The sequence below is a fragment of the Streptomyces sp. NPDC051582 genome, from assembly GCF_040681715.1.
In the GTDB taxonomy this organism is placed as follows: Bacteria; Actinomycetota; Actinomycetes; order Streptomycetales; family Streptomycetaceae; genus Streptomyces.
In genome coordinates this window covers 120,254-137,833 of the sequence record NZ_JBFAZJ010000026.1, presented here as the reverse complement: position 1 = coordinate 137,833, position 17,580 = coordinate 120,254, and the positions used below count along the sequence as shown (strand labels likewise).

The following is a 17,580-nucleotide window of genomic DNA, read 5'->3' as shown; positions in this document are numbered from 1 at the left end:
CAGCGCGAACCCCCGCTCTGCCGCGGGCGAACACCGCAATCTGAAACAGGGGACGCCTCACGTGGCGACCCACGACCTCAAAACCAGGTCACTAGGGGGTGATCTGGCCCGCCGCCCACTCGGCCCACTCCCGGCGCATGGCGTTGAACCGCAGGCCGTACTCCAGGGCGATCCTGCCGTGGACCGACAGCGGATCATCGCCCCAGTCGATGGACTTCTCCAGCTGCCGCAGGCCCTCGTACTCGTGCTGGGACATCTCCGTCAGCTCGGTGAGATAGCCCCGCGCCTGCTCCGGCGTGAGCACACCGAGGAAGAAGACCCTCAGCAGGATGTCGCTGCGGGTGTTGCGCTGCGGCTTGGTCCCGGTCAGCCAGTGGCGCAGCTCGGCCAGCCCCTCGTCGGTGAGGGTGTATTCCTTGCGCCCGCGCGGGCCCTGGGCCGAAACGCTGATCATCCCGGCGCCGGCGAGCTTGGACAGCTCTGTGTACATCTGGCTCTGGGTGGCGGGCCAGACGGTGGCCAGCGAGGTTTCGAAGCGCTTGAGCAGGTCGTATCCGCTGGCCGGGCGCTCTGACAGGAGTCCGAGAAGGGCGTGTCGAAGGCTCATGCCCCTTACTTTACCTTCCATTCTTGACATGTCACTTCTGGAACGTCTACTTTCGACATGTCAGAACAGGAACGTCAGTCATCAGCCGGGGGTTTCCGATGTCGTACGTACGCACCTTCCTTCCGTGGATCGTCTTCGCGGTGCTCCCGTCCGGCCAGTGGCAGTGGGCCGCGCTCGCCGGTCTCGTCGCCGCCGTGGCGGTCACCGTCCAGCAGCGCCGGGCCGGGGCCGGCTTCGACGCGCTGATCATCGAGATCGGCTCCGCGGTCTTCTTCGCGGCCCTGACGGCCATCGCCTTCGCCGACCCGCACTCGGGCGTCCACGGCTACTCGGCAGCCCTCTCCTCAACCACGCTGGCCCTCATCGCCGGGGGCTCCCTGCTCGTGGGCAAGCCGTTCACCCTGGGCATCGCCAAGCGCACCACCCCCCGCGAGGTCTGGGGCCTGCGGCCGTTCGTCCGCGCCAACACCGTCATCACGGGCGTGTGGACCGCGGCCTTCGCCGTCACCGCCGGCGCGCTCGCGGCCCTCGCCCACGCCGGTCACGGCCACTCCATGTCCGCCACGCTGGTCCAGGCCGCCGGTTTCGTCGTCCCGATGCTCTTCACCGTCCGCTACGTCGCCGCCGCGCAGGCCAAGGCCGGCGCGCGCTGAGCAACTGCCGCCGCCGGACCGCCGGTCGGGAGCCGACGGACCGGCGGGGGTAGGGTGCGGGCGTGTCGTCGTACTCCATCGGGCAGGCCGCGGGGCTGCTGGGCGTGAGCGCCGAAACCGTCCGCCGCTGGGCCGACGGTGGGCGGCTGCCCGTGCGCCGTACGGCCGACGGGGCCCGCTCCTTCGACGGGGCGACGCTCGCCGCCTTCGCCAAAGCGCGGGCCGGTGATCCGCGGCCGCAGCCCCCGGCGGGCAACGGAACGGCCACCTCCGTACGGAACTCCTTCGCCGGCATCGTCACCGCGGTCCGGCTCGACGACGTGGCGGCCCAGGTGGAGATCCAGTCGGGCCCGCACCGGGTGGTGTCCGTGGTGACGCGGGAGTCGGTCGAGGAACTCGGGATCGCGGTCGGGGTGAGCGTCATCGCGCGGGTGAAGTCCACCGAGGTGTACGTCGACCTCCCCTGACCGCCCACCGCCCACCGCCCGCCGCCCGCCGCCCGCCGCCCGCCCGTGCGCTACGTGCAGCGCAGCGCCGCGTAGAGGTCCAGCTTGTGGTCCAGGCGCGAGAGGTCCCGGCCCGTCAGGGACTCCACCCGCTCGATCCGGTAGTGCACCGTGTTCACGTGCAGGTGCAGGGCCTCCGCCGTGCGGGTCCAGGAGCAGTTGTTGGCCAGGAACACCTCCAGCGTCTCGCGCAGCATGCCGTCCCCGAGCGCCCCGAGCGTCCGCGTCGCGTAGACCGACCGGACCTCCCCCGGGACTCCCGCCAACAGGGCCGACAGGGTGTCCAGTTGCTCCACCCCGCGGACCGGGGTCGTCTCGTCCGCCGCCGTCAGGGCGAAGCGGGCCTGGCGCAGCGACGCGCGTAGTGCCTCGGCGCCCGAAGCCCGCGCACCCGCGCCCAGGCGGAGATCGGCTTCCGGAACCCGGCAGGCCTGGATCAGCGGCCAGACCGGGCGGAGCAGGCCCGGGACGTCGACCGCCGCGTCCTGGTCCTCGTACAGGACCGCGACCGAACGCCCCACCGCGTACGGGACACCGTGCAGATGGGCCAGCGCCTCGGCCAGGGCGTCGCCGTCCGTCGCCGCGAGCACCCGGTACGGGCCGCCCGCCGGGAGTCTCGCCGCGGCCAGCGCCTCCTCCAGCGCCGCCGGATCCGCGGCCTGCTCCTCCGCTTCGAGGAGTACGGCCAGCTCCCGGCCGGCGGCACGGGCCTGGTCGGCGCGCCGGGAGCGGCCGTCGCGGTACTGGGCGAAGACCTCGGCGATCTCGTGGAGCACGCGCGGGGGCGCGGCGTCCGCGTCCGGCACGTGCAGCAGCCAGGCGTCGTACGGGGTGCTCTCGGCCTCGATGCGCAGCGAGAGCCCCTCGCGCAGCGCGCCGGCGCCCGCCCGCCTGGCCGGTATCGCGGGCGCCGACGGGGTGCGGGCGACGGTGCGGCCGCTCGCGGTGAGCAGGTAGCAGGCGACCCTGCCCAGGTGCGCGCAGGCGCGGTCCAGCAACTCGGCGGGGCCCGCGTCGCCTTCGAGGAGGCGGCTGAGCTCGGCGCGCACGTTCTCGGGGAGGGCGAAGAGGCGGTTCGGGCGCCGGCTCAGGTCACCCCACTGGCGCAGGTAGACCGCCTCGGTGACCGCGCGGAAGCTGGTCTGCGCGGGTACGGCCACCAGCGGCACGCGGTGGGCGCGGCAGGCGGCCACCAGCTCGTCGGGGACCCGGCCGTGGGTCTCCTCGCCCGCGAGGAGGGCGGTGGCCCCGGCCTCGGCGAGCGCGGACACGAACCGGTCCGCCTTCACCAGGTCGCCGTCGGTCCACCACACCAGGCCGCTGAGCACGAGTTCGCCGGGGCCCAGGAAGCGGCGCGGGTCCTCCAGGTCGGTGGCGGTGACCCCGCTGACCTCCTGGCCGAGAAGGGCGTCCTCGCCCCAGAGCAGGGTGAGGCCGAGGTTGTCGGACTGAAGCAGGTCGAGGACGTGCATGGCGGGGACTCCTTGGGGTGGGTGGCAGCCCACGGTGGCCACATTCGCCAGGCGAATATGAGAAAGACCATCGTAAATGCAAGGGCAAGTGTCTCATCAGCCTCTTGGTTGATCATCCAGGGACGAGCGCCGGCGGACCGTCCCTTTCCGTGTCCGGCCACAGTCGTCCCGGCCCCGCCCCCGTTGGTTCACTGACTGGAAACGCACGGTCCTCGGACCAGAGAGGCTGGTGGCTCCCCTTGGATCTCAACACCGTGCTCGACGTGCGCGACGCACGCCGCCGCGAACCCTGGCGCCCCGGCGACGCGTGGCTCGGCGGCGGCACGTACCTCTTCTCCGAGCCCCAGCCGCACATCCGCCGCCTGGTCGACCTGTCGCGGATGGGCTGGCCGTCCCTGTCCTGGCAGCCCGACGGCGACCTCGACATCGCGGCCACCTGCACCATCACCGAGCTGTCCCGGTTCGGCCGGTCCCTGCCGGCGACCGCGGCGCCGCTGATCGAGCAGTGCTGCCGGGCCTTCCTGGCCAGTTTCAAGGTCTGGAACATGGCCACCGTCGGCGGGAACCTCTGCAACGGCCTGCCGGCCGGCCCGGTCATCTCCCTGGCCGCGGGCCTCGACGCCACCGTCCTCCTCCAGGGCCAGGACGGTGCCACCCGCCGCCTGCCCGTCACCGACTTCATCCGCGGGGCCGGGGTCAAGGACCTGCGCGAGGGCGAGCTGCTGCGTTCCGTCCGCGTCCCGGCCCGCTCGCTGACCTGCCGTACGGCTTTCCGGCAGGCCTCTCTCTACGGGCTCGGCCGCTCCGGCGCCCTCGTCGTCGGCACCCGCGACCCCCAGGACGGCTCGTTCGCCCTCATGGTCAGCGCCGCCACCACCCGCCCCTTCCGCTTCTGGTTCGCGCTGCCGCCCACCGCCGCCGAACTGCGCGAGGCGGTCGACACCGCCGTCCGGCCGGACGAGTGGTTCGACGACATCCACGGACTGCCCGACTGGCGGCGCCACATGGCCCTGCGTCTGGCCGAGGAGATCCGCCGCGAACTCGCGCCGGCGCCGCTGAAGGAGGAGGTTTCCCGATGAGCTACGAGATCGAGATCAACAGGGAGCGCTTCGACACCGAGCCCCGCGCCGGCCAGTGCCTGCGCACCTACCTGCGCGAGCGCGGCTGGTTCGGCGTGAAGAAGGGCTGCGACCAGGGCGACTGCGGGGCCTGCACCGTGCACGTCGACGGGCAGCCGGTGCACAGCTGCCTCTACCCGGCCGTCCGCGCCGAGGGCCGCTCGGTCACCACCGTCGAGGGCCTCGCCAGGCCCGGCGGCGAACTGCACCCGGCCCAGCAGCAGTTCCTCGACGCCCAGGGCTTCCAGTGCGGCTTCTGCACGGCCGGCTTCCTGATGACCACCGCCGCCCTCCAGGCCGAGGAGGGCACCGCCCACGACGACGGCAAGCTCCAGGACCTCCCGCGCGCCTTCAAGGGCAACATCTGCCGCTGTACGGGCTACCGCGCCATCGAGGACGCCGTACGCGGGGTGAAGCACACCGAAACCCCGGAACAGGGCGCGGCCGTCGGCAAGAGCCTCGGCGCCCCCGCCGGTCCCCTCGTCGTCACCGGCACCGCCCGCTACACCTTCGACGTCGAGGTGCCCGGGCTGCTCCACATGAAGCTGCTGCGCTCCCCGCACCCGCACGCCCGCATCGTCGACATCGACATCCGCGACGCCCTCCAGGTCCCGGGCGTGCACGCCGTCCTCACCCACCACGACGCCCCCGACCGCCTGTACTCGTCCGCCCGGCACGAGCACCCGACCGAGGACCCGATGGACACGCGCGTCCTGGACGACGTGGTGCGCTTCGTCGGGCAGCGGGTGGCGGCCGTCGTCGCCGACAGCGAGCAGGCCGCCGAGGAGGGCTGCCGCCGCGTGGTGGTCACGTACGAGGAGCTCCCGTACGTGATCGACCCGGAGGAGGCCATGCTCCCCGGTGCCCCCGTCCTGCACCCCAAGGGGCCCGAGTCGGGGATCTTCCGCGCCGAGAACAACGTGTGCGGCGAGGTCCACAACACGATCGGCGACATGGCGCAGGGGTACGCGCAGGCGGACGTCGTCTACGAGGAGACCTTCCAGACCCAGCGCGTGCAGCACGCCAGCCTGGAGACCCACGGCAGCGTCGCGTACTTCGAACCCAAGGAGGAGGGCGACGGCGAGCGCATCACCGTCCGCTCCTCCACCCAGGCCCCGTTCCTGACCCGGCGGGCGCTGTGCGCGCTCTACGACCTGAACGAGGACGAGGTCCGCGTCGTCGCGGGCCGCGTGGGCGGCGGGTTCGGTGGCAAGCAGGAAATGCTGACCGAGGACATCGTGGTCCTCGCCGCCCTGAAGCTGCGGCGGCCGGTGAAACTCGAATTCACCCGGGCCGAGCAGTTCTACGGTGCCACCACCCGCCACCCGTTCAAGATCACCATCAAGATCGGCGCCAAGGCGGACGGCACGCTCACCGCCCTGCGCATCCGGGTGCTCTCCAACACCGGCGCCTACGGCAACCACGGCCCGGCCGTCATGTTCCACAGCGTCGGCGAGTCCTTCGCCGTCTACAAGGCGCCGAACAAGGAGGTGGAGGCGTACTCCGTCTACACCAACGGCGTGCCGGCCGGCGCCTTCCGCGGCTACGGCCTCGGCCAGGTCCTGTTCGCCCTCGAATCGGTGATGGACGAGCTCGCCCGCAGGCTGGACATGGACCCGCTCGTCCTGCGCGAGAAGAACGTCATCGGCGCCGGCGACCACCTGGTGACCCCGATCGGCCACGAGGAGGACCTGTTCATCGCCTCCTACGGGATGAAGCAGTGCATGGACGTGGTGCGGAAGGCCGCCGCCGAGGACCGCAGCCACGAGGACGTCCCGCAGGGCTGGGTCACCGGGACGGGCTCGGCGGTCGCGATGATCGCGACCGGCCCGCCGGGCGGCCACTTCGCCGACGCCCGCGTCAGCCTGCTCCGCGATGGTACGTACGACATCGCCGTCGGCACGGCCGAGTTCGGCAACGGCACGACCACCGTCCACAAGCAGATCACCGCGGGCGCGCTGAACACCACGGTCGACCGGATCACGGTCCGCCAGTCCGACACCGACGTGGTCCGCCACGACACCGGCGCGTTCGGCTCGGCCGGCACGGTGGTGGCGGGCAAGGCGGTCATGCTGGCCGCCGACTCGCTCGCGGAACGCCTGCTGACCTTCGCTGCCCGGCACACGGGCGTGGCCCGGCACCTGTGCAGGCTCTCCGCCGAGTCCTTCGACTGCGCGGGCCGGATCGTCACGCTCAAGGAGCTGTACGAGGCCGCGTACGACAAGGGCAAGCTGGAGGAGATGGCCGCGGACGGGCACTGGGGCGGCTCCCCCCGCTCGGTCGCCTTCAACGCGCAGTGGTTCCGCCTCGCCGTCGACCCGGACACGGGGGAGATGAAGATCCTCCGGTCGGTCCACGCGGCGGACGCGGGCAAGGTCATGAACCCGATGCAGTGCCGCGGCCAGGTGGAGGGCGGCGTGGCCCAGGCGCTGGGCGCGACGCTGTTCGAGACCGTACGGGTGGACGAGCGCGGGGAGGTGACCACCGCGGCGTTCCGCCGCTACCGGCTCCCGCAGTACGCGGACGTCCCGCGCACGGAGGTGCACTTCATGGAGACCTCGGACGCGATCGGCCCGCTGGGCGCGAAGTCGATGAGCGAGAGCCCGTTCAACCCGGTGGCCCCGGCGTTCGCCAACGCGCTGCGGGATGCGACCGGGGTGCGGTTCACGGAGATGCCGGTGACACGCGACATCGTCTGGCGGAAGGTGAACCAGCGGTTGCGCGACCTGCAAGGGCAGAACACACGATGAAGCCACATCTGCGGGTTGTATCAAGCCATCAACCTTGCAGATGAGGTTCCGCAATCACGGCCCCCGGGCACAATCGCCACATGGCCAAACTCATGCTGCACGGAGATCTGGACCACCCGGCGACCCTGAGCGTCGCGGACCTGCGGGACTGGGCACAGCACCGGGCCGAGGTCACCTTCGACTGCGCGACGAACGGTCCGCAGCACCATGTCTTCGAAGGCGCGCTGCTGCGCGACGTGGTCTCGGACGCCGGGCCGTCCTTCGACGCTCGCCGGCGCAAGGACCGCAGCCGCTTCCTGCTGGCGGTCAGCGGCGGGGACGGGCACCACACCGTCTTGTCCTGGGCCGAACTAGACGCGGACTTCGGCAACAGTGCGGTGCTGCTGGCGACCCGCCTCGACGGAGAGGACCTCGACGAGGAGGGAGCGCAGCTGGTGGTCCCGTCCGACCGGTGCGGGGCGCGCTACGTCAGCGCCGTCACGCACGTGTGGTTCGGCTCGCTGTCGCCGCCGAACCTGGGCCTGTAGTCCCGGGCCCTGGACCTGGGCCCGCAGACCTGGGCCCGTGACCCGGGAGCCCGGGGCGTCAGACGGTCGCGAGCGAGATCTCGGTGGACTTGATCAGCGCGACGACGGAGGACCCGGCGGCCAGGCCGAGCGCCTCGACCGCGTCCTTGGTGATGGCGGCGGTCAGCCCGCCGCCGTTCACGTCCACCTTGACCGAGGCCATGGCGCCACCGGTGGCCACGTCCGAGACGGTGCCGGCCAGCTGGTTGCGGATGCTGAGGCCTTCGACGGCGCCGGTGGCCAGCGCCACCTCCGTGGCCTTGACGAGCGCCTTGACCGAGGAGCCCTCGGCGATGCCGAGGTCCTTGACGGCGTCGGCGGTGATGGCGGCGGTGATGTCCTGGCCGCCTTCCAGACGGACCTTGACCGTGGCCATGGCCTCGCCGGTGGTGACGGCGGTGACGGTACCGGCGATCTGGTTGCGGATGCTCAGGCTCATGGGTTGTCCGACCTCTTCGGTAGTGACTTCGCGCGGTCCGGGGGAACCGCACAAGATCGACCGTAATCACCCCGGTCCCGACGTGCGTTCGACCCATCGCATCCGCCAGCCGGAACCACCCGTGCGGCTCGCCTCTGCGGTTTCAGGGGTTTCAGAGGTTTCAGGCGTTCTGGGACACCTCCGGCTTCAGCATGCCGCGCAGCGCGTCGCGGAACTCCTGGCTGTCCTCTTCACCGTGCACGGCGACGGCGTGCTGGACCGCCGCCCCCATGACTTCGTCTTCCTCACCCGTGATGGTCAGGGTGCACCCGATCTCGCTGGGGTACTCCCTGCAGTCCATGACCTTGCGCATGACGCGCCTCCCGGTGGCGATGCCTGTGGATCCACTGACCACGATCCTCCGCATCGCCCCGGGGCGAAAGCCGGGCCGTCCTGCCAGCCGCCGCCCGGCCGCGGAGGGGACGGCTACGCGTCCGACATCTTCGGCATCTCGCCCGACGTGTTCTTCAGGTCGATGACCGCGAACGCCGCGCCCTGCTGGTCCGTCAGGGCCGCGAAGCGGCCGAAGGGGCTGTCCATCGGGCCGAAGTGGAGGGTGCCGCCGTGCTTCTTGGCCTTGGCCACGGCCTCGTCGCAGTCCGGGACCGCGAAGTAGACCTGGACGTACGGGGGGATCTCCGGCGGGAACTCCTCGCCCATCTTCATCCGGCCGAGGACCGGGTTCTCCTTGCCGCCGAGGCTGAAGATCTTGAAGTCCATCCCGGCCATCTCCGGGTCGTCACCGGGTTCGATCCTCTGGACCCCGTACGGGAAGACCTGCGAGAGGAACCCGTCCGCCTTGGCCGGGTCACGGGTGAAGACCTCCGCCCAGGCGTACGCGCCCGGCTCGCCGAGCTTCTCGAAGCCCCTGTGCTCGCCCGGCTGCCAGACGCCGAAGACCGCGCCGCTCGGCTCCTTGGCGATGGCCATGGTGCCGAAGGTGCCGACCTGCATCGGTTCCATCATCAGCTCGCCGCCGGCCGACTTGATCTTCTCGGCCGTGGCCGCCGCGTCGGGCGAGGCGAAGTACAGGCACCACTGCGACGGGGCCTCGGCGCCCGGCATCGGCGGTACGACGGCCGCCACGGCCTTGCCGCCGGAGTACGCCTGCGTGTAGTTGCCGTACTCGCTGGACGACTCGCCGAAGGTCCAGCCCAGTACGTCGGAGTAGAAGGTCTTGGCACCCTCCACGTCCTTGAACATCGCGTCCACCCAGCACGGAGCGCCTTCCGGGAACTCAGCCATGATCGATCGACTCCTGTTTCGTTTCGTCGCTTTTGCGCGGTTCTCACGCTAGGCCCGCGGTGCGCCGACCGCGCGGGGAGCGCCGCCGCGCGGGAGGCTGGATCCATGGACATCACGATGCGGCTGGCCCAGCAGCCGGAGGCCGACGAGCTCCTGGGCCGCAGCCCGCTCGCGGCGCTCGTCGGCATGCTGCTCGACCAGCAGGTGCCGATGGAGTGGGCGTTCTCGGGCCCGTACACGATCGCCCGGCGGATGGGGGCCGACGATCTGGACGCCCATGCCATCGCCGCATCGGACCCCGAGTCCTTCGCCGCCCTGCTCTCGCAGAAGCCGGCCGTGCACCGCTACCCGGGGTCCATGGCGAAGCGGGTGCAGCAGCTGTGCGCGTACCTGGTGGAGCACTACGACGGTGACGCCGAGGGCATCTGGCGCGGCGTACGGACCGGGGACGAGCTGCTGAAGCGGCTCAAGGAGCTGCCCGGGTTCGGCGAGCAGAAGGCCCAGATCTTCCTGGCGCTGCTGGGCAAGCAGCTCGGCGTACGCCCCAAGGGCTGGCGCGAGGCGGCCGGCGGCTACGGCCCGGCGAACGTCTACCGCTCGGCGGCGGACATCACCGGGCCGGAGTCCCTGGCGAAGGTGCGGGCGCACAAACAGGAGATGAAGGCGGCCGCCAAGGCCGCCAAGGCGGAGAAGGGCTAGGGGGTGGCCGCAGCCTCGGTGGCCGCCGCCTCGGTGGCCGCCGCCTCGGCCGGGCGCTTGCGCAGCGCCGACGCGTAGACCTCGTCCGCGTCGAGTCGGCGCAGCTCCTCCGCGATCAGCTCGGCCGTACTGCGGATCTTCAGGGCCACCTTCCGGTCGGGGCTGCCCGGCAGGATCAGCGTGGCCAGGGCCCCGTCCGGGCGGTCCACCGTGATCTCGCCCTCCCGGGTCGCCAGCCGGACCCGCGTGATCACCGGCCCGTCCGTCGCGACCCGCTCCACCGGCACCCCGAGGCGGTCCTCCAGCCAGCGGGCCAGCAGCTCGGCGCTCGGATTGCCGGCCTCGCTCTCCACCGCCCCGCCCTTCACCGGCAGCGGCTTCTGGTCCATCGCCGCGGCCAGCAGGGCCCGCCACGGCGTCAGCCGGGTCCAGGAGAGGTCGGTGTCACCGGGGGCGTACGCGGCGGCCCGCCGCTCCAGTACCGCCAGCGGGTCGGCGACGGCCTCGGCGTCCGTGATCCGGCGCTGCGCGAGCGCGCCGAGCGGATCCCGCGCCGGGTCGGCGGGGGCGTCGGCCGGCCACCACACCACCACCGGCGCGTCCGGCACCAGCAGCGGCAGGACCACCGAGCCCGCCTGCTCGGTCAGCGCCCCGTGCAGGCGCAGCAGCACGATCTCCCCGGTCCCCGCGTCGGAGCCGACCCGCAGTTCGGCGTCGAGCCGGGTCTGGCGGAGCTTGTGCGGGCCGCGCGAGGTGCGCTTGATGACCGCGATGATGCGGCAGGGGTGTTCGCGCGAGGCCTCCGAGGCCGCGCGGACGGCGTCGTACGCGTTCTCCTCGTCGGTGGCTACGACGAGCGTCAGCACCAGGCCCATCGTGGGGCTGCCCACGGCGCGGCGGGCGTCGAGCAGGGCCCGGTCGATCTTGCTGGACGTGGTGTCGGTGAGTTCGGTCCGCATGGGCCGCAGTCTGTCAGCGCCGAAGCCCCCGGCGGCACCCCGGCGGTGGCACCGGCCGCCGGAATCCGTCACGTACCGCCTCGCGGCCCCGTCTCATCTGCGCCGCTTCGCCGTCCCGAACACCGACCGCGAGATCTCCCGCCCCAGCTGGGTGCCGATCGACCGCGCCAGCGAACGGAACAGCCCGCTCCCCACCACCTGCTGGGCGAGCGAGGGGTCCGGCTTCGGCGCGCTGCGCGCCGTCTTCGCCGCTTCCTTGGCCTGCTTCTCGGCCTCCGCCTCCGCCGCGGCGGCCTCCGCCGCCGCCTCGGCCGCCACCTGCTCGGCGCTGATCTTCTCGTACGCCGACTCGCGGTCGACCGGCTCCGCGTACCGCGCGTAAAGGAGCGAGGACTTCACCGCCGCGTCCAGGACCGCCGCGTCGAGCGGACCCATCAGCGACTGCGGGGCGCGCAGCCGGGTCGCCGCGACCGGGGTCGGGGCGCCCTTCTCGCTGAGCACCGTGATCACCGCCTCGCCCGTACCGAGCCCGGTCAGCAGCTCCTCCAGGTCGTACGGGGAGTTCGGGAAGGTCTTCACCGTGGCCTTCAGCGCCTTCGCGTCGTCCGGGGTGAAGGCGCGCAGCGCGTGCTGCACCCGGTTGCCGAGCTGCGCGAGCACGTCCCCCGGCACGTCCTTGGGCGTCTGCGTCACGAAGAAGACGCCGATCCCCTTGGACCGGATCAGCCGCACGGTCTGGGTGATGGACTCCAGGAAGGCCTTCGACGCGCCGTTGAACAGCAGGTGGGCCTCGTCGAAGAAGAAGACCAGCTTCGGCCGCTCCAGGTCCCCGACTTCCGGCAGGTCGGTGTAGAGGTCCGCCAGCAGCCACATCAGGAAGGTGGAGAAGAGCTGCGGCTTGTCCTGGACCGCCGGGAGTTCCAGTACGGAGACCAGCCCGCGCCCGTCGGCTGCGGTCCGCAGGAATTCACTGGTGTCGAATTCGGGCTCGCCGAAGAACTCCGAGGCGCCCTGCTGCTCGAACGCGGTCAGGGACCGCAGGATCACCCCGGCCGTCACGGTGGACAGCCCGCCGATGCCCTTGAGTTCGGCCTTCCCCTGGTCGGAGACGAGGAAGGCGACGACCGCCCGCAGGTCCTTGAGGTCGATCAGCTCCAGTCCCTTGGCATCGGCGTAATGGAAGATCAGGCCGAGCGACTGCTCCTGGGTCTGGTTGAGCTGAAGCACCTTCGACATCAGCACCGGGCCGAATCCCGTCACCGTGGCCCGTACCGGAATGCCCGCTCCGATCCCGCCCAGCGAATAGAACTCGCTCGGGAATCCGGTGGCCTCCCACTGCTGGCCGACTTCCCCCGCCCGTTCCGCGACCTTCTCGTTGGCCGTGCCCGGCGCCGAGATCCCGGAGACGTCGCCCTTGACGTCGGCGAGGAACACCGGGACGCCGCCCGTCGACAGCTGCTCGGCGATGAGCTGGAGCGTCTTCGTCTTGCCGGTGCCGGTCGCGCCCGCGACCAGGCCGTGGCGGTTGAGCATCGACAGCGGGATGCGGATCTGGCGGTCCGGCAGACAGGCTCCGTCCCAGAGCAGGGCACCCAGTTCGAGCGCGGGTCCGGTGAAGGCGTAACCGGCGGCGATCTGGTCGGCCGGGGACGCGGGGTCGGTGCTCTCGCTCATACATCACTCCCGAAATAGCCCTGTCTGCCACTTTTGCACCGGCTTGGCAAGGCTGCGCCCGCAGGCACCGGCCCGGTAGGCTTTCCGTGTGATCTTCAAGCGCATCGGAAACGGGCGGCCGTACCCCGACCACGGCAGGGAAACCACCCGGCAGTGGGCGGATGTCGCCCCGCGCCCGGTCCGGCTCGACCAGTTGGTGACGACCAAGGGGCAGCTGGACCTTGAGACGCTGCTCGCCGAGGACTCGACGTTCTACGGGGACCTCTTCGCCCACGTCGTGAAGTGGCAGGGCGACCTGTACCTGGAAGACGGGCTGCACCGCGCCGTGCGCGCGGCCCTGCAGCAGCGCCAGGTGCTGCACGCGCGCGTACTCGAAATGGACTACTGAGCCCCGACACGCCGTAAACGGGCCCGAGAAACGCTCCTGCCCGGGCCCCCCTTGGGTTTCCGGTTCGCGAGGATTGCGCCTTTCGGGTCGGTCTTGCCCTATCAACAGATCATTTGGTGGGCATCGCAGGCGGGCGGTACTACGCTGCGCCCATGAGCATGCTCACTCCCCCCGGCATGGGCGGAAAGTACCGCGTCACGGGAGCGGCCTACCCCCGCATGAGCCGACCGCGGCGGCGCCGCCGGATCGTCCTCACCGTGCTCGGAGCAGTCCTCGGTCTGGCCCTGCTCGGCTATGGATCCGTGCAGCTCATGAACGTGTTCCGAGGTGAGGGCGGCAGCGGCAAACACCAGGCCGCGGGCAAGGACTGCGCGACACCCAAGCCCAGGGCGGGCGCCGCGGCGGCCGCCAGCCCCGCCGCGGCCAAACCGGCCGCGGCCCTGCCCCAGCCCGGCGAGATCACGGTCAACGTCTACAACGCGACCCCGCGCGCCGGGCTCGCCAAGGCGGTGGGCGACGAGCTGAAGAAGCGCGGCTTCACCATCGGCAAGGTCGGCAACGCGCCCGCCGACTTCGACAAGAAGGTCCCGGGCACGGGGATACTGCTCGGCTCGCCCAAGACCGACAAGGCGGCCTTCTCCGTACTGGGCACCCAGCTCGAAGGCGATACGCAGCAGACCGACGCCCGGGAGGGCGCGGACATCGACCTGATCCTCGGCGACGCCTTCAAGGATCTCAGCCCGAAGGAGGCGGCGGACAAGGAGCTGTACCTGCTGGCCAACCCGCAGCCCTCGCCCGCCAAGACCTGCTGACCCGACGACGGACGAACGCGAACAGCCGGCCCCCTCGCAAGAGGCGGCCGGCTGTTTCGTCCCGCGGGTCCTACTCGGCCGAGCCGTACATGCGGTCGCCCGCGTCGCCCAGGCCCGGAACGATGTAGCCGTGCTCGTTGAGCCGCTCGTCCACCGCGGCCGTCACGACCGTCACCGGGGTGCCCGCGAGGTCGCGCTCCATGACCTCGACGCCCTCGGGCGCGGCCAGCAGCACCACGGCGGTCACGTCGTCGGCGCCGCGCTTGATGAGCTCCTGGATCGCCGCGACGAGCGTGCCACCGGTGGCCAGCATCGGGTCGACGACGTACACCTGACGCCCGGAGAGGTCCTCGGGCATGCGCGTCGCGTACGTGGAGGCCTCCAGGGTCTCCTCGTTGCGGACCATGCCCATGAAGCCCACCTCGGCGGTCGGCAGCAGCCGCATCATGCCGTCCAGCATGCCGAGACCGGCGCGCAGGATCGGCACGACCAGCGGGCGCGGGTGCGAGAGCTTCACGCCGGTGGTCGGCCCGACCGGCGTGACGATGTCGGCCTGCTCGGTGCGCACGTCACGGGTGGCCTCGTACGCGAGGAGGGTCACCAGCTCGTCGGCGAGCCGACGGAAGGTGGGGGAGTCGGTGCGCTTGTCGCGCAGGGTGGTCAGTTTGTGCGCCACCAAGGGGTGATCGACGACCTGCAAACGCACAACATCCTCCAAGGCTCAGCTGCCGGGTTTCGACCTGCGACCTGCAAAAACGGCCGCACTTTTCGCGACCCACGGTCAAAAGGCTACGCGGTGCGCGCACCCCCGTGCGTCCGAACCCGCGCCGCCGCCCGCGGATCCGTACCCATCGGTTCCCGATCCGTACCGGATCCCTTGCGGATGCGGCCCGCCCGGGCGCCCAGCACGCTGGACGGATGAGCAACGCACCGGTGGTCGCGGCGGTCGACGGATCCGATCACAGCCTCAAGGCGCTGGAATGGGCGCGGACCGAGGCGCTGCGCCGCGGAGCCCCGCTCGTGGTCGCGCACGTGCTGCCCGACAGCGCCCAGCTGTACGCGGCGCGCCGGTCCTCCCTCGCCGACCCCTCGCAGCCGCAGCAGTACGCCGACCCCGTCGGGGAGCGCGTACGGGACATCCTCGCCGGGACCGCCGAACTGCCGGCCGAGGTGCGGTACGAGTCGCTGGAGGGCTCCGTGCCCGAGGCCCTGCGGGTGACCGCGGAGGAAGCCCTGATGGTGGTGATGGGCTCCCGGGGGCGCGGCGGCTTCGCGGCCCTGCTGCTCGGCTCGAACAGCCGCGCCGTGGCCTCCTCCGCGGTGTGCCCGGTGGTGGTGGTCCCGCACGCGGAGCGCAGCGCCGAGGCCGGGGACGGGCCGTCCAGCGGGCGGGTGGTGCTCGGCCTGCACGCCGCGGAGACGGCGGACGACGTGGTGGCCTTCGCCTTCGCGGAAGCGGCCGCACGGGGGACCACCGTCCAGGTGGTCTCCGCGTACGCGATCCCGCCGGCGCCCGTGATGGTGGTGGACGCCCCCTTCCAGGTGATCCCGCCGGAAGGGCTGGCCGACGACGGGAACGCGGTGCCGGCGGAGCGGGAGATGCTGCGCTCCCAGACGGAGCGGCTGGCGCCGTTCCGGGCCCGCTGGCCGCAGGTGCCGGTGGAGCAGGCGGCGGCCCCGGGCGATGCGGCCGAGCGGCTGGTGACGGCCTCCCGGTCGGCGGCCCTGGTGGTGGTGGGCCGCCACCACCCGCGGCGCAGGGTCGGAGCCCTGATGATCGGCTCGGTGGCCCACGCGGTCCTGCACCACGCGCACGGTCCCGTGGTGGTCGTCCCCACCCTGCCGGACGGCGCGTAACACCCTTCTGAGCTGCGAAGGCGCGAAGAAAGGGTGGCATCAATCGCCCCATCCGGGGGAAGGTGGGGTGCGGGGGGTCTGCTTCGCGCCGGCGGAGGAGGACGACCGGACCAGCCGGGGTGGTGGCCGATGCCCGACACGCAGCCGAGCCGGGGCGACGACGCGCACGAGCAGCCGGAGACGGCGGCGCAGCGCAGAGCGCGCCGCGCGCAGTTCCTGCGCGACCTGATGGAGGCGCGGGCCCTGCGCGACCGCGTCCAGCCCCGGCGCGCCCGCGCGGCCCGCATGCGCCAGCAGATGCGGATGCGCACGTTCCGCTGGTGACCCGCCCCGCCCCGGACGGCGCCGCGCCGACGCCGTCGGCGGGATCGCGGGGCCCCCGCGAGGGCGCCGCAGCGCGCCCCGGCAGCCCCCGTACAACCCGCGGAGCGCACGGCACGGGACGACGCAAGCGCCGAAGACCTCTCGCAAAGCCGCGCTTTCTGCCACGATGCCGATTGGGCGGGGCACGAACGGCGAGCAGGACAGCCGTTCCAACCCTCCCCACCTCCGGCCGGGGGGACCTCCAACCGGCACGCCTATGACCAGTGGGAGAGTCACGGTGTATTTCGCCGCACTGCTCGCGCGCACCGAAGACGGGTGGGAAGCGAGCGACATGGAACTCGACGACGTCGAGTCCCTCAGTGATCTGATCGATCTCGCCCGGTCCGCCGCTGTCGACGACGACACGGTGGTCGCCCTCATCGAGCAGGAGGACGCCTGGTTCGGCGTCGTCCGCGTGGACGGCGAGGAGGACCCGCGGTACTTCGTCTCGAACGCCTCCGCGGCCTCCCGCAGCTCTTACGGCTCGATGCTGACCGACGAGCTGCTGGGCAGCGACGAGGAGGACGACGAACTCGACGAACTGGACCTGGACGGCACCGAGGACGGCGAGGAGGACACGATCGCCGCGTTCGCCGATGCCGACGACGAGGACGAGGAGGACTCGCCCGGTGCGGAACCGGTACCCGCCGGCCCGCTCGGCGACCCCCGGCTGCTGGACGACCTCGGCGTCAGCAACAAACAACTGATGACCCTCGACGGGGACGCCCTCTCGGAGATCGCCGAGTCCCTCGGCGCCACCGAGGTGCTGGAGGCCGTCCGCTAGTGATCACCACGCACCGCCCCCAGCACGGCCCCGATCCCGTACGGGACCCGTGGCGGGACTCCATGCGCCTCGCGCTCGCGGAGGCCGCCCGGGCGGTGCCGGCCGGCGACGTGCCGGTCGGCGCCGTCGTGCTGGGCCCGGACGGGGAACTGCTCGCCACCGGGCACAACGAGCGCGAGGCCATCGGCGACCCGACGGCGCACGCCGAGGTGCTGGCGCTGCGCCGGGCGGCCGCCCGGCTCGGGGAATGGCGGCTTCCGGGGTGCACCCTCGTGGTGACCCTGGAGCCGTGCGTGATGTGCGCGGGCGCGCTCGTGCAGTCACGGGTGGCCCGGGTCGTCTACGGCGCCGACGACGAGAAGGCGGGTGCCGCGGGGTCGCTCTGGGACCTCGTACGGGACCGCAGGCTCAACCACCGTCCGGAGGTGATCCGCGGCGTGCTCGCGCAGGAGTGCGCGCGGCAGCTGACGGACTTCTTCCGCGACCGCTGAGGCGGCTCGGCGGCATCGATTTCATCTGATGCCGATCCTTAGGCTAGGATCCATCTCGGTAGTGTGTCCGAGTGGCCGAAGGAGCTCGCCTCGAAAGCGAGTATGGGGCAACCCATCGGGGGTTCAAATCCCTCCACTACCGCTTCGTTCGAGAGCCC

Annotated in this window: 20 protein-coding genes and 1 tRNA gene; 13 read left to right on the top strand and 8 right to left on the bottom strand. The window is 71.9% G+C overall.

Features of this window, described 5'->3' with window-relative positions; translation table 11 throughout:
- Positions 1-91: 91 nt before the first annotated feature.
- The gene (locus AB0M92_RS29240) at positions 92-607 is read right to left on the bottom strand and encodes a PadR family transcriptional regulator (protein WP_366105300.1); all 516 of its coding nucleotides are present in this window, start codon (positions 605-607) and stop codon (positions 92-94) included.
- Between the two features lie 98 nt (positions 608-705).
- Between AB0M92_RS29240 and AB0M92_RS29235 the strand changes: the two genes are divergently transcribed.
- Together AB0M92_RS29235 and AB0M92_RS29230 are read left to right on the top strand one after the other, a co-directional pair.
- Entirely contained in the window at positions 706-1,260 is a 555-nt protein-coding gene (locus AB0M92_RS29235) for a hypothetical protein (protein ID WP_366105299.1), read from the top strand.
- Positions 1,261-1,322: 62 nt separating this feature from the next.
- The gene (locus tag AB0M92_RS29230; RefSeq protein ID WP_366105298.1) at positions 1,323-1,727 is read left to right on the top strand and encodes a helix-turn-helix transcriptional regulator; all 405 of its coding nucleotides are present in this window, start codon (positions 1,323-1,325) and stop codon (positions 1,725-1,727) included.
- Between the two features lie 50 nt (positions 1,728-1,777).
- On the opposite strand, the gene AB0M92_RS29225 is transcribed toward AB0M92_RS29230, so the two are convergent.
- Positions 1,778-3,238: a helix-turn-helix domain-containing protein gene (locus AB0M92_RS29225; protein ID WP_366105297.1), complete on the bottom strand. Its 1,461-nt coding sequence runs from the start codon at positions 3,236-3,238 to the stop codon at positions 1,778-1,780.
- A gap of 239 nt (positions 3,239-3,477) precedes the next feature.
- On the opposite strand from AB0M92_RS29225, the gene AB0M92_RS29220 reads away from it, so the two are divergent.
- The 3 genes from AB0M92_RS29220 (at position 3,478) to AB0M92_RS29210 (ending at position 7,633) form a co-directional block, all read left to right on the top strand.
- Positions 3,478-4,317 (top strand): FAD binding domain-containing protein, encoded by an 840-nt coding sequence (locus tag AB0M92_RS29220; protein WP_366105296.1) that lies wholly within the window; start codon positions 3,478-3,480, stop codon positions 4,315-4,317.
- A complete protein-coding gene (locus AB0M92_RS29215; RefSeq protein ID WP_366105295.1) occupies positions 4,314-7,106 on the top strand; it encodes a molybdopterin-dependent oxidoreductase in 2,793 nt (930 codons plus the stop codon). The genes AB0M92_RS29220 and AB0M92_RS29215 overlap by 4 nt, the downstream gene beginning before the upstream one ends.
- 80 nt (positions 7,107-7,186) lie before the next feature.
- Complete coding sequence (locus AB0M92_RS29210; RefSeq protein ID WP_366105294.1) at positions 7,187-7,633, top strand: molybdopterin-dependent oxidoreductase; 447 nt, start codon at positions 7,187-7,189, stop codon at positions 7,631-7,633.
- A 58-nt stretch (positions 7,634-7,691) separates the two neighbouring features.
- Here the strand turns inward: AB0M92_RS29210 and AB0M92_RS29205 are convergent, their stop codons facing one another.
- From AB0M92_RS29205 to AB0M92_RS29195, 3 genes are all read right to left on the bottom strand, one after another.
- Positions 7,692-8,111 (bottom strand): TOBE domain-containing protein, encoded by a 420-nt coding sequence (locus AB0M92_RS29205; RefSeq protein WP_366105293.1) that lies wholly within the window; start codon positions 8,109-8,111, stop codon positions 7,692-7,694.
- 160 nt (positions 8,112-8,271) lie between these two features.
- Positions 8,272-8,463: a DUF1059 domain-containing protein gene (locus AB0M92_RS29200; protein ID WP_366105292.1), complete on the bottom strand. Its 192-nt coding sequence runs from the start codon at positions 8,461-8,463 to the stop codon at positions 8,272-8,274.
- A 113-nt stretch (positions 8,464-8,576) separates the two neighbouring features.
- Positions 8,577-9,395: a VOC family protein gene (locus AB0M92_RS29195; protein ID WP_366105291.1), complete on the bottom strand. Its 819-nt coding sequence runs from the start codon at positions 9,393-9,395 to the stop codon at positions 8,577-8,579.
- 105 nt (positions 9,396-9,500) lie between these two features.
- On the opposite strand from AB0M92_RS29195, the gene AB0M92_RS29190 reads away from it, so the two are divergent.
- Positions 9,501-10,094: an HhH-GPD-type base excision DNA repair protein gene (locus AB0M92_RS29190; RefSeq protein WP_366105290.1), complete on the top strand. Its 594-nt coding sequence runs from the start codon at positions 9,501-9,503 to the stop codon at positions 10,092-10,094.
- On the opposite strand, the gene opcA is transcribed toward AB0M92_RS29190, so the two are convergent.
- Positions 10,091-11,053, bottom strand: a complete 963-nt coding sequence (opcA, locus tag AB0M92_RS29185; protein WP_366105289.1) for a glucose-6-phosphate dehydrogenase assembly protein OpcA — start codon at positions 11,051-11,053, stop codon at positions 10,091-10,093. The genes AB0M92_RS29190 and opcA overlap by 4 nt on opposite strands.
- A gap of 93 nt (positions 11,054-11,146) precedes the next feature.
- Entirely contained in the window at positions 11,147-12,727 is a 1,581-nt protein-coding gene (locus tag AB0M92_RS29180; RefSeq protein ID WP_366105288.1) for a helicase HerA-like domain-containing protein, read from the bottom strand.
- Between the two features lie 88 nt (positions 12,728-12,815).
- Here AB0M92_RS29180 and AB0M92_RS29175 point away from each other — a divergent pair, with 88 nt between their 5' ends.
- Positions 12,816-13,115, top strand: a complete 300-nt coding sequence (locus tag AB0M92_RS29175) for a type II toxin-antitoxin system VapB family antitoxin (protein ID WP_030160221.1) — start codon at positions 12,816-12,818, stop codon at positions 13,113-13,115.
- A 152-nt stretch (positions 13,116-13,267) separates the two neighbouring features.
- On the top strand, positions 13,268-13,927 hold the full coding sequence (locus AB0M92_RS29170; protein ID WP_366105287.1) for a LytR C-terminal domain-containing protein: 660 nt from the start codon (positions 13,268-13,270) through the stop codon (positions 13,925-13,927).
- A 70-nt stretch (positions 13,928-13,997) separates the two neighbouring features.
- Here the strand turns inward: AB0M92_RS29170 and upp are convergent, their stop codons facing one another.
- The gene (gene upp, locus AB0M92_RS29165; protein WP_030160225.1) at positions 13,998-14,633 is read right to left on the bottom strand and encodes a uracil phosphoribosyltransferase; all 636 of its coding nucleotides are present in this window, start codon (positions 14,631-14,633) and stop codon (positions 13,998-14,000) included.
- Between the two features lie 212 nt (positions 14,634-14,845).
- Between upp and AB0M92_RS29160 the strand changes: the two genes are divergently transcribed.
- The 5 genes from AB0M92_RS29160 to AB0M92_RS29140 all read left to right on the top strand — a co-directional run bounded on the left by AB0M92_RS29160 (position 14,846) and on the right by AB0M92_RS29140 (position 17,564).
- Positions 14,846-15,784 carry a universal stress protein gene (locus AB0M92_RS29160; RefSeq protein ID WP_366105286.1) on the top strand — a complete coding sequence of 313 codons (939 nt, stop codon included), beginning with the start codon at positions 14,846-14,848 and terminating at the stop codon, positions 15,782-15,784.
- Positions 15,785-15,913: 129 nt separating this feature from the next.
- Positions 15,914-16,108 (top strand): hypothetical protein, encoded by a 195-nt coding sequence (locus AB0M92_RS29155; protein WP_366105285.1) that lies wholly within the window; start codon positions 15,914-15,916, stop codon positions 16,106-16,108.
- 277 nt (positions 16,109-16,385) lie between these two features.
- Positions 16,386-16,931, top strand: a complete 546-nt coding sequence (locus AB0M92_RS29150) for a hypothetical protein (protein ID WP_366105284.1) — start codon at positions 16,386-16,388, stop codon at positions 16,929-16,931.
- Positions 16,931-17,422: a tRNA adenosine(34) deaminase TadA gene (tadA, locus tag AB0M92_RS29145; RefSeq protein WP_366105283.1), complete on the top strand. Its 492-nt coding sequence runs from the start codon at positions 16,931-16,933 to the stop codon at positions 17,420-17,422. The genes AB0M92_RS29150 and tadA overlap by 1 nt, the downstream gene beginning before the upstream one ends.
- Positions 17,423-17,479: 57 nt before the next feature.
- Positions 17,480-17,564: transfer RNA gene (locus AB0M92_RS29140), tRNA-Ser, on the top strand.
- The last annotated feature ends 16 nt before the right edge of the window (positions 17,565-17,580 follow it).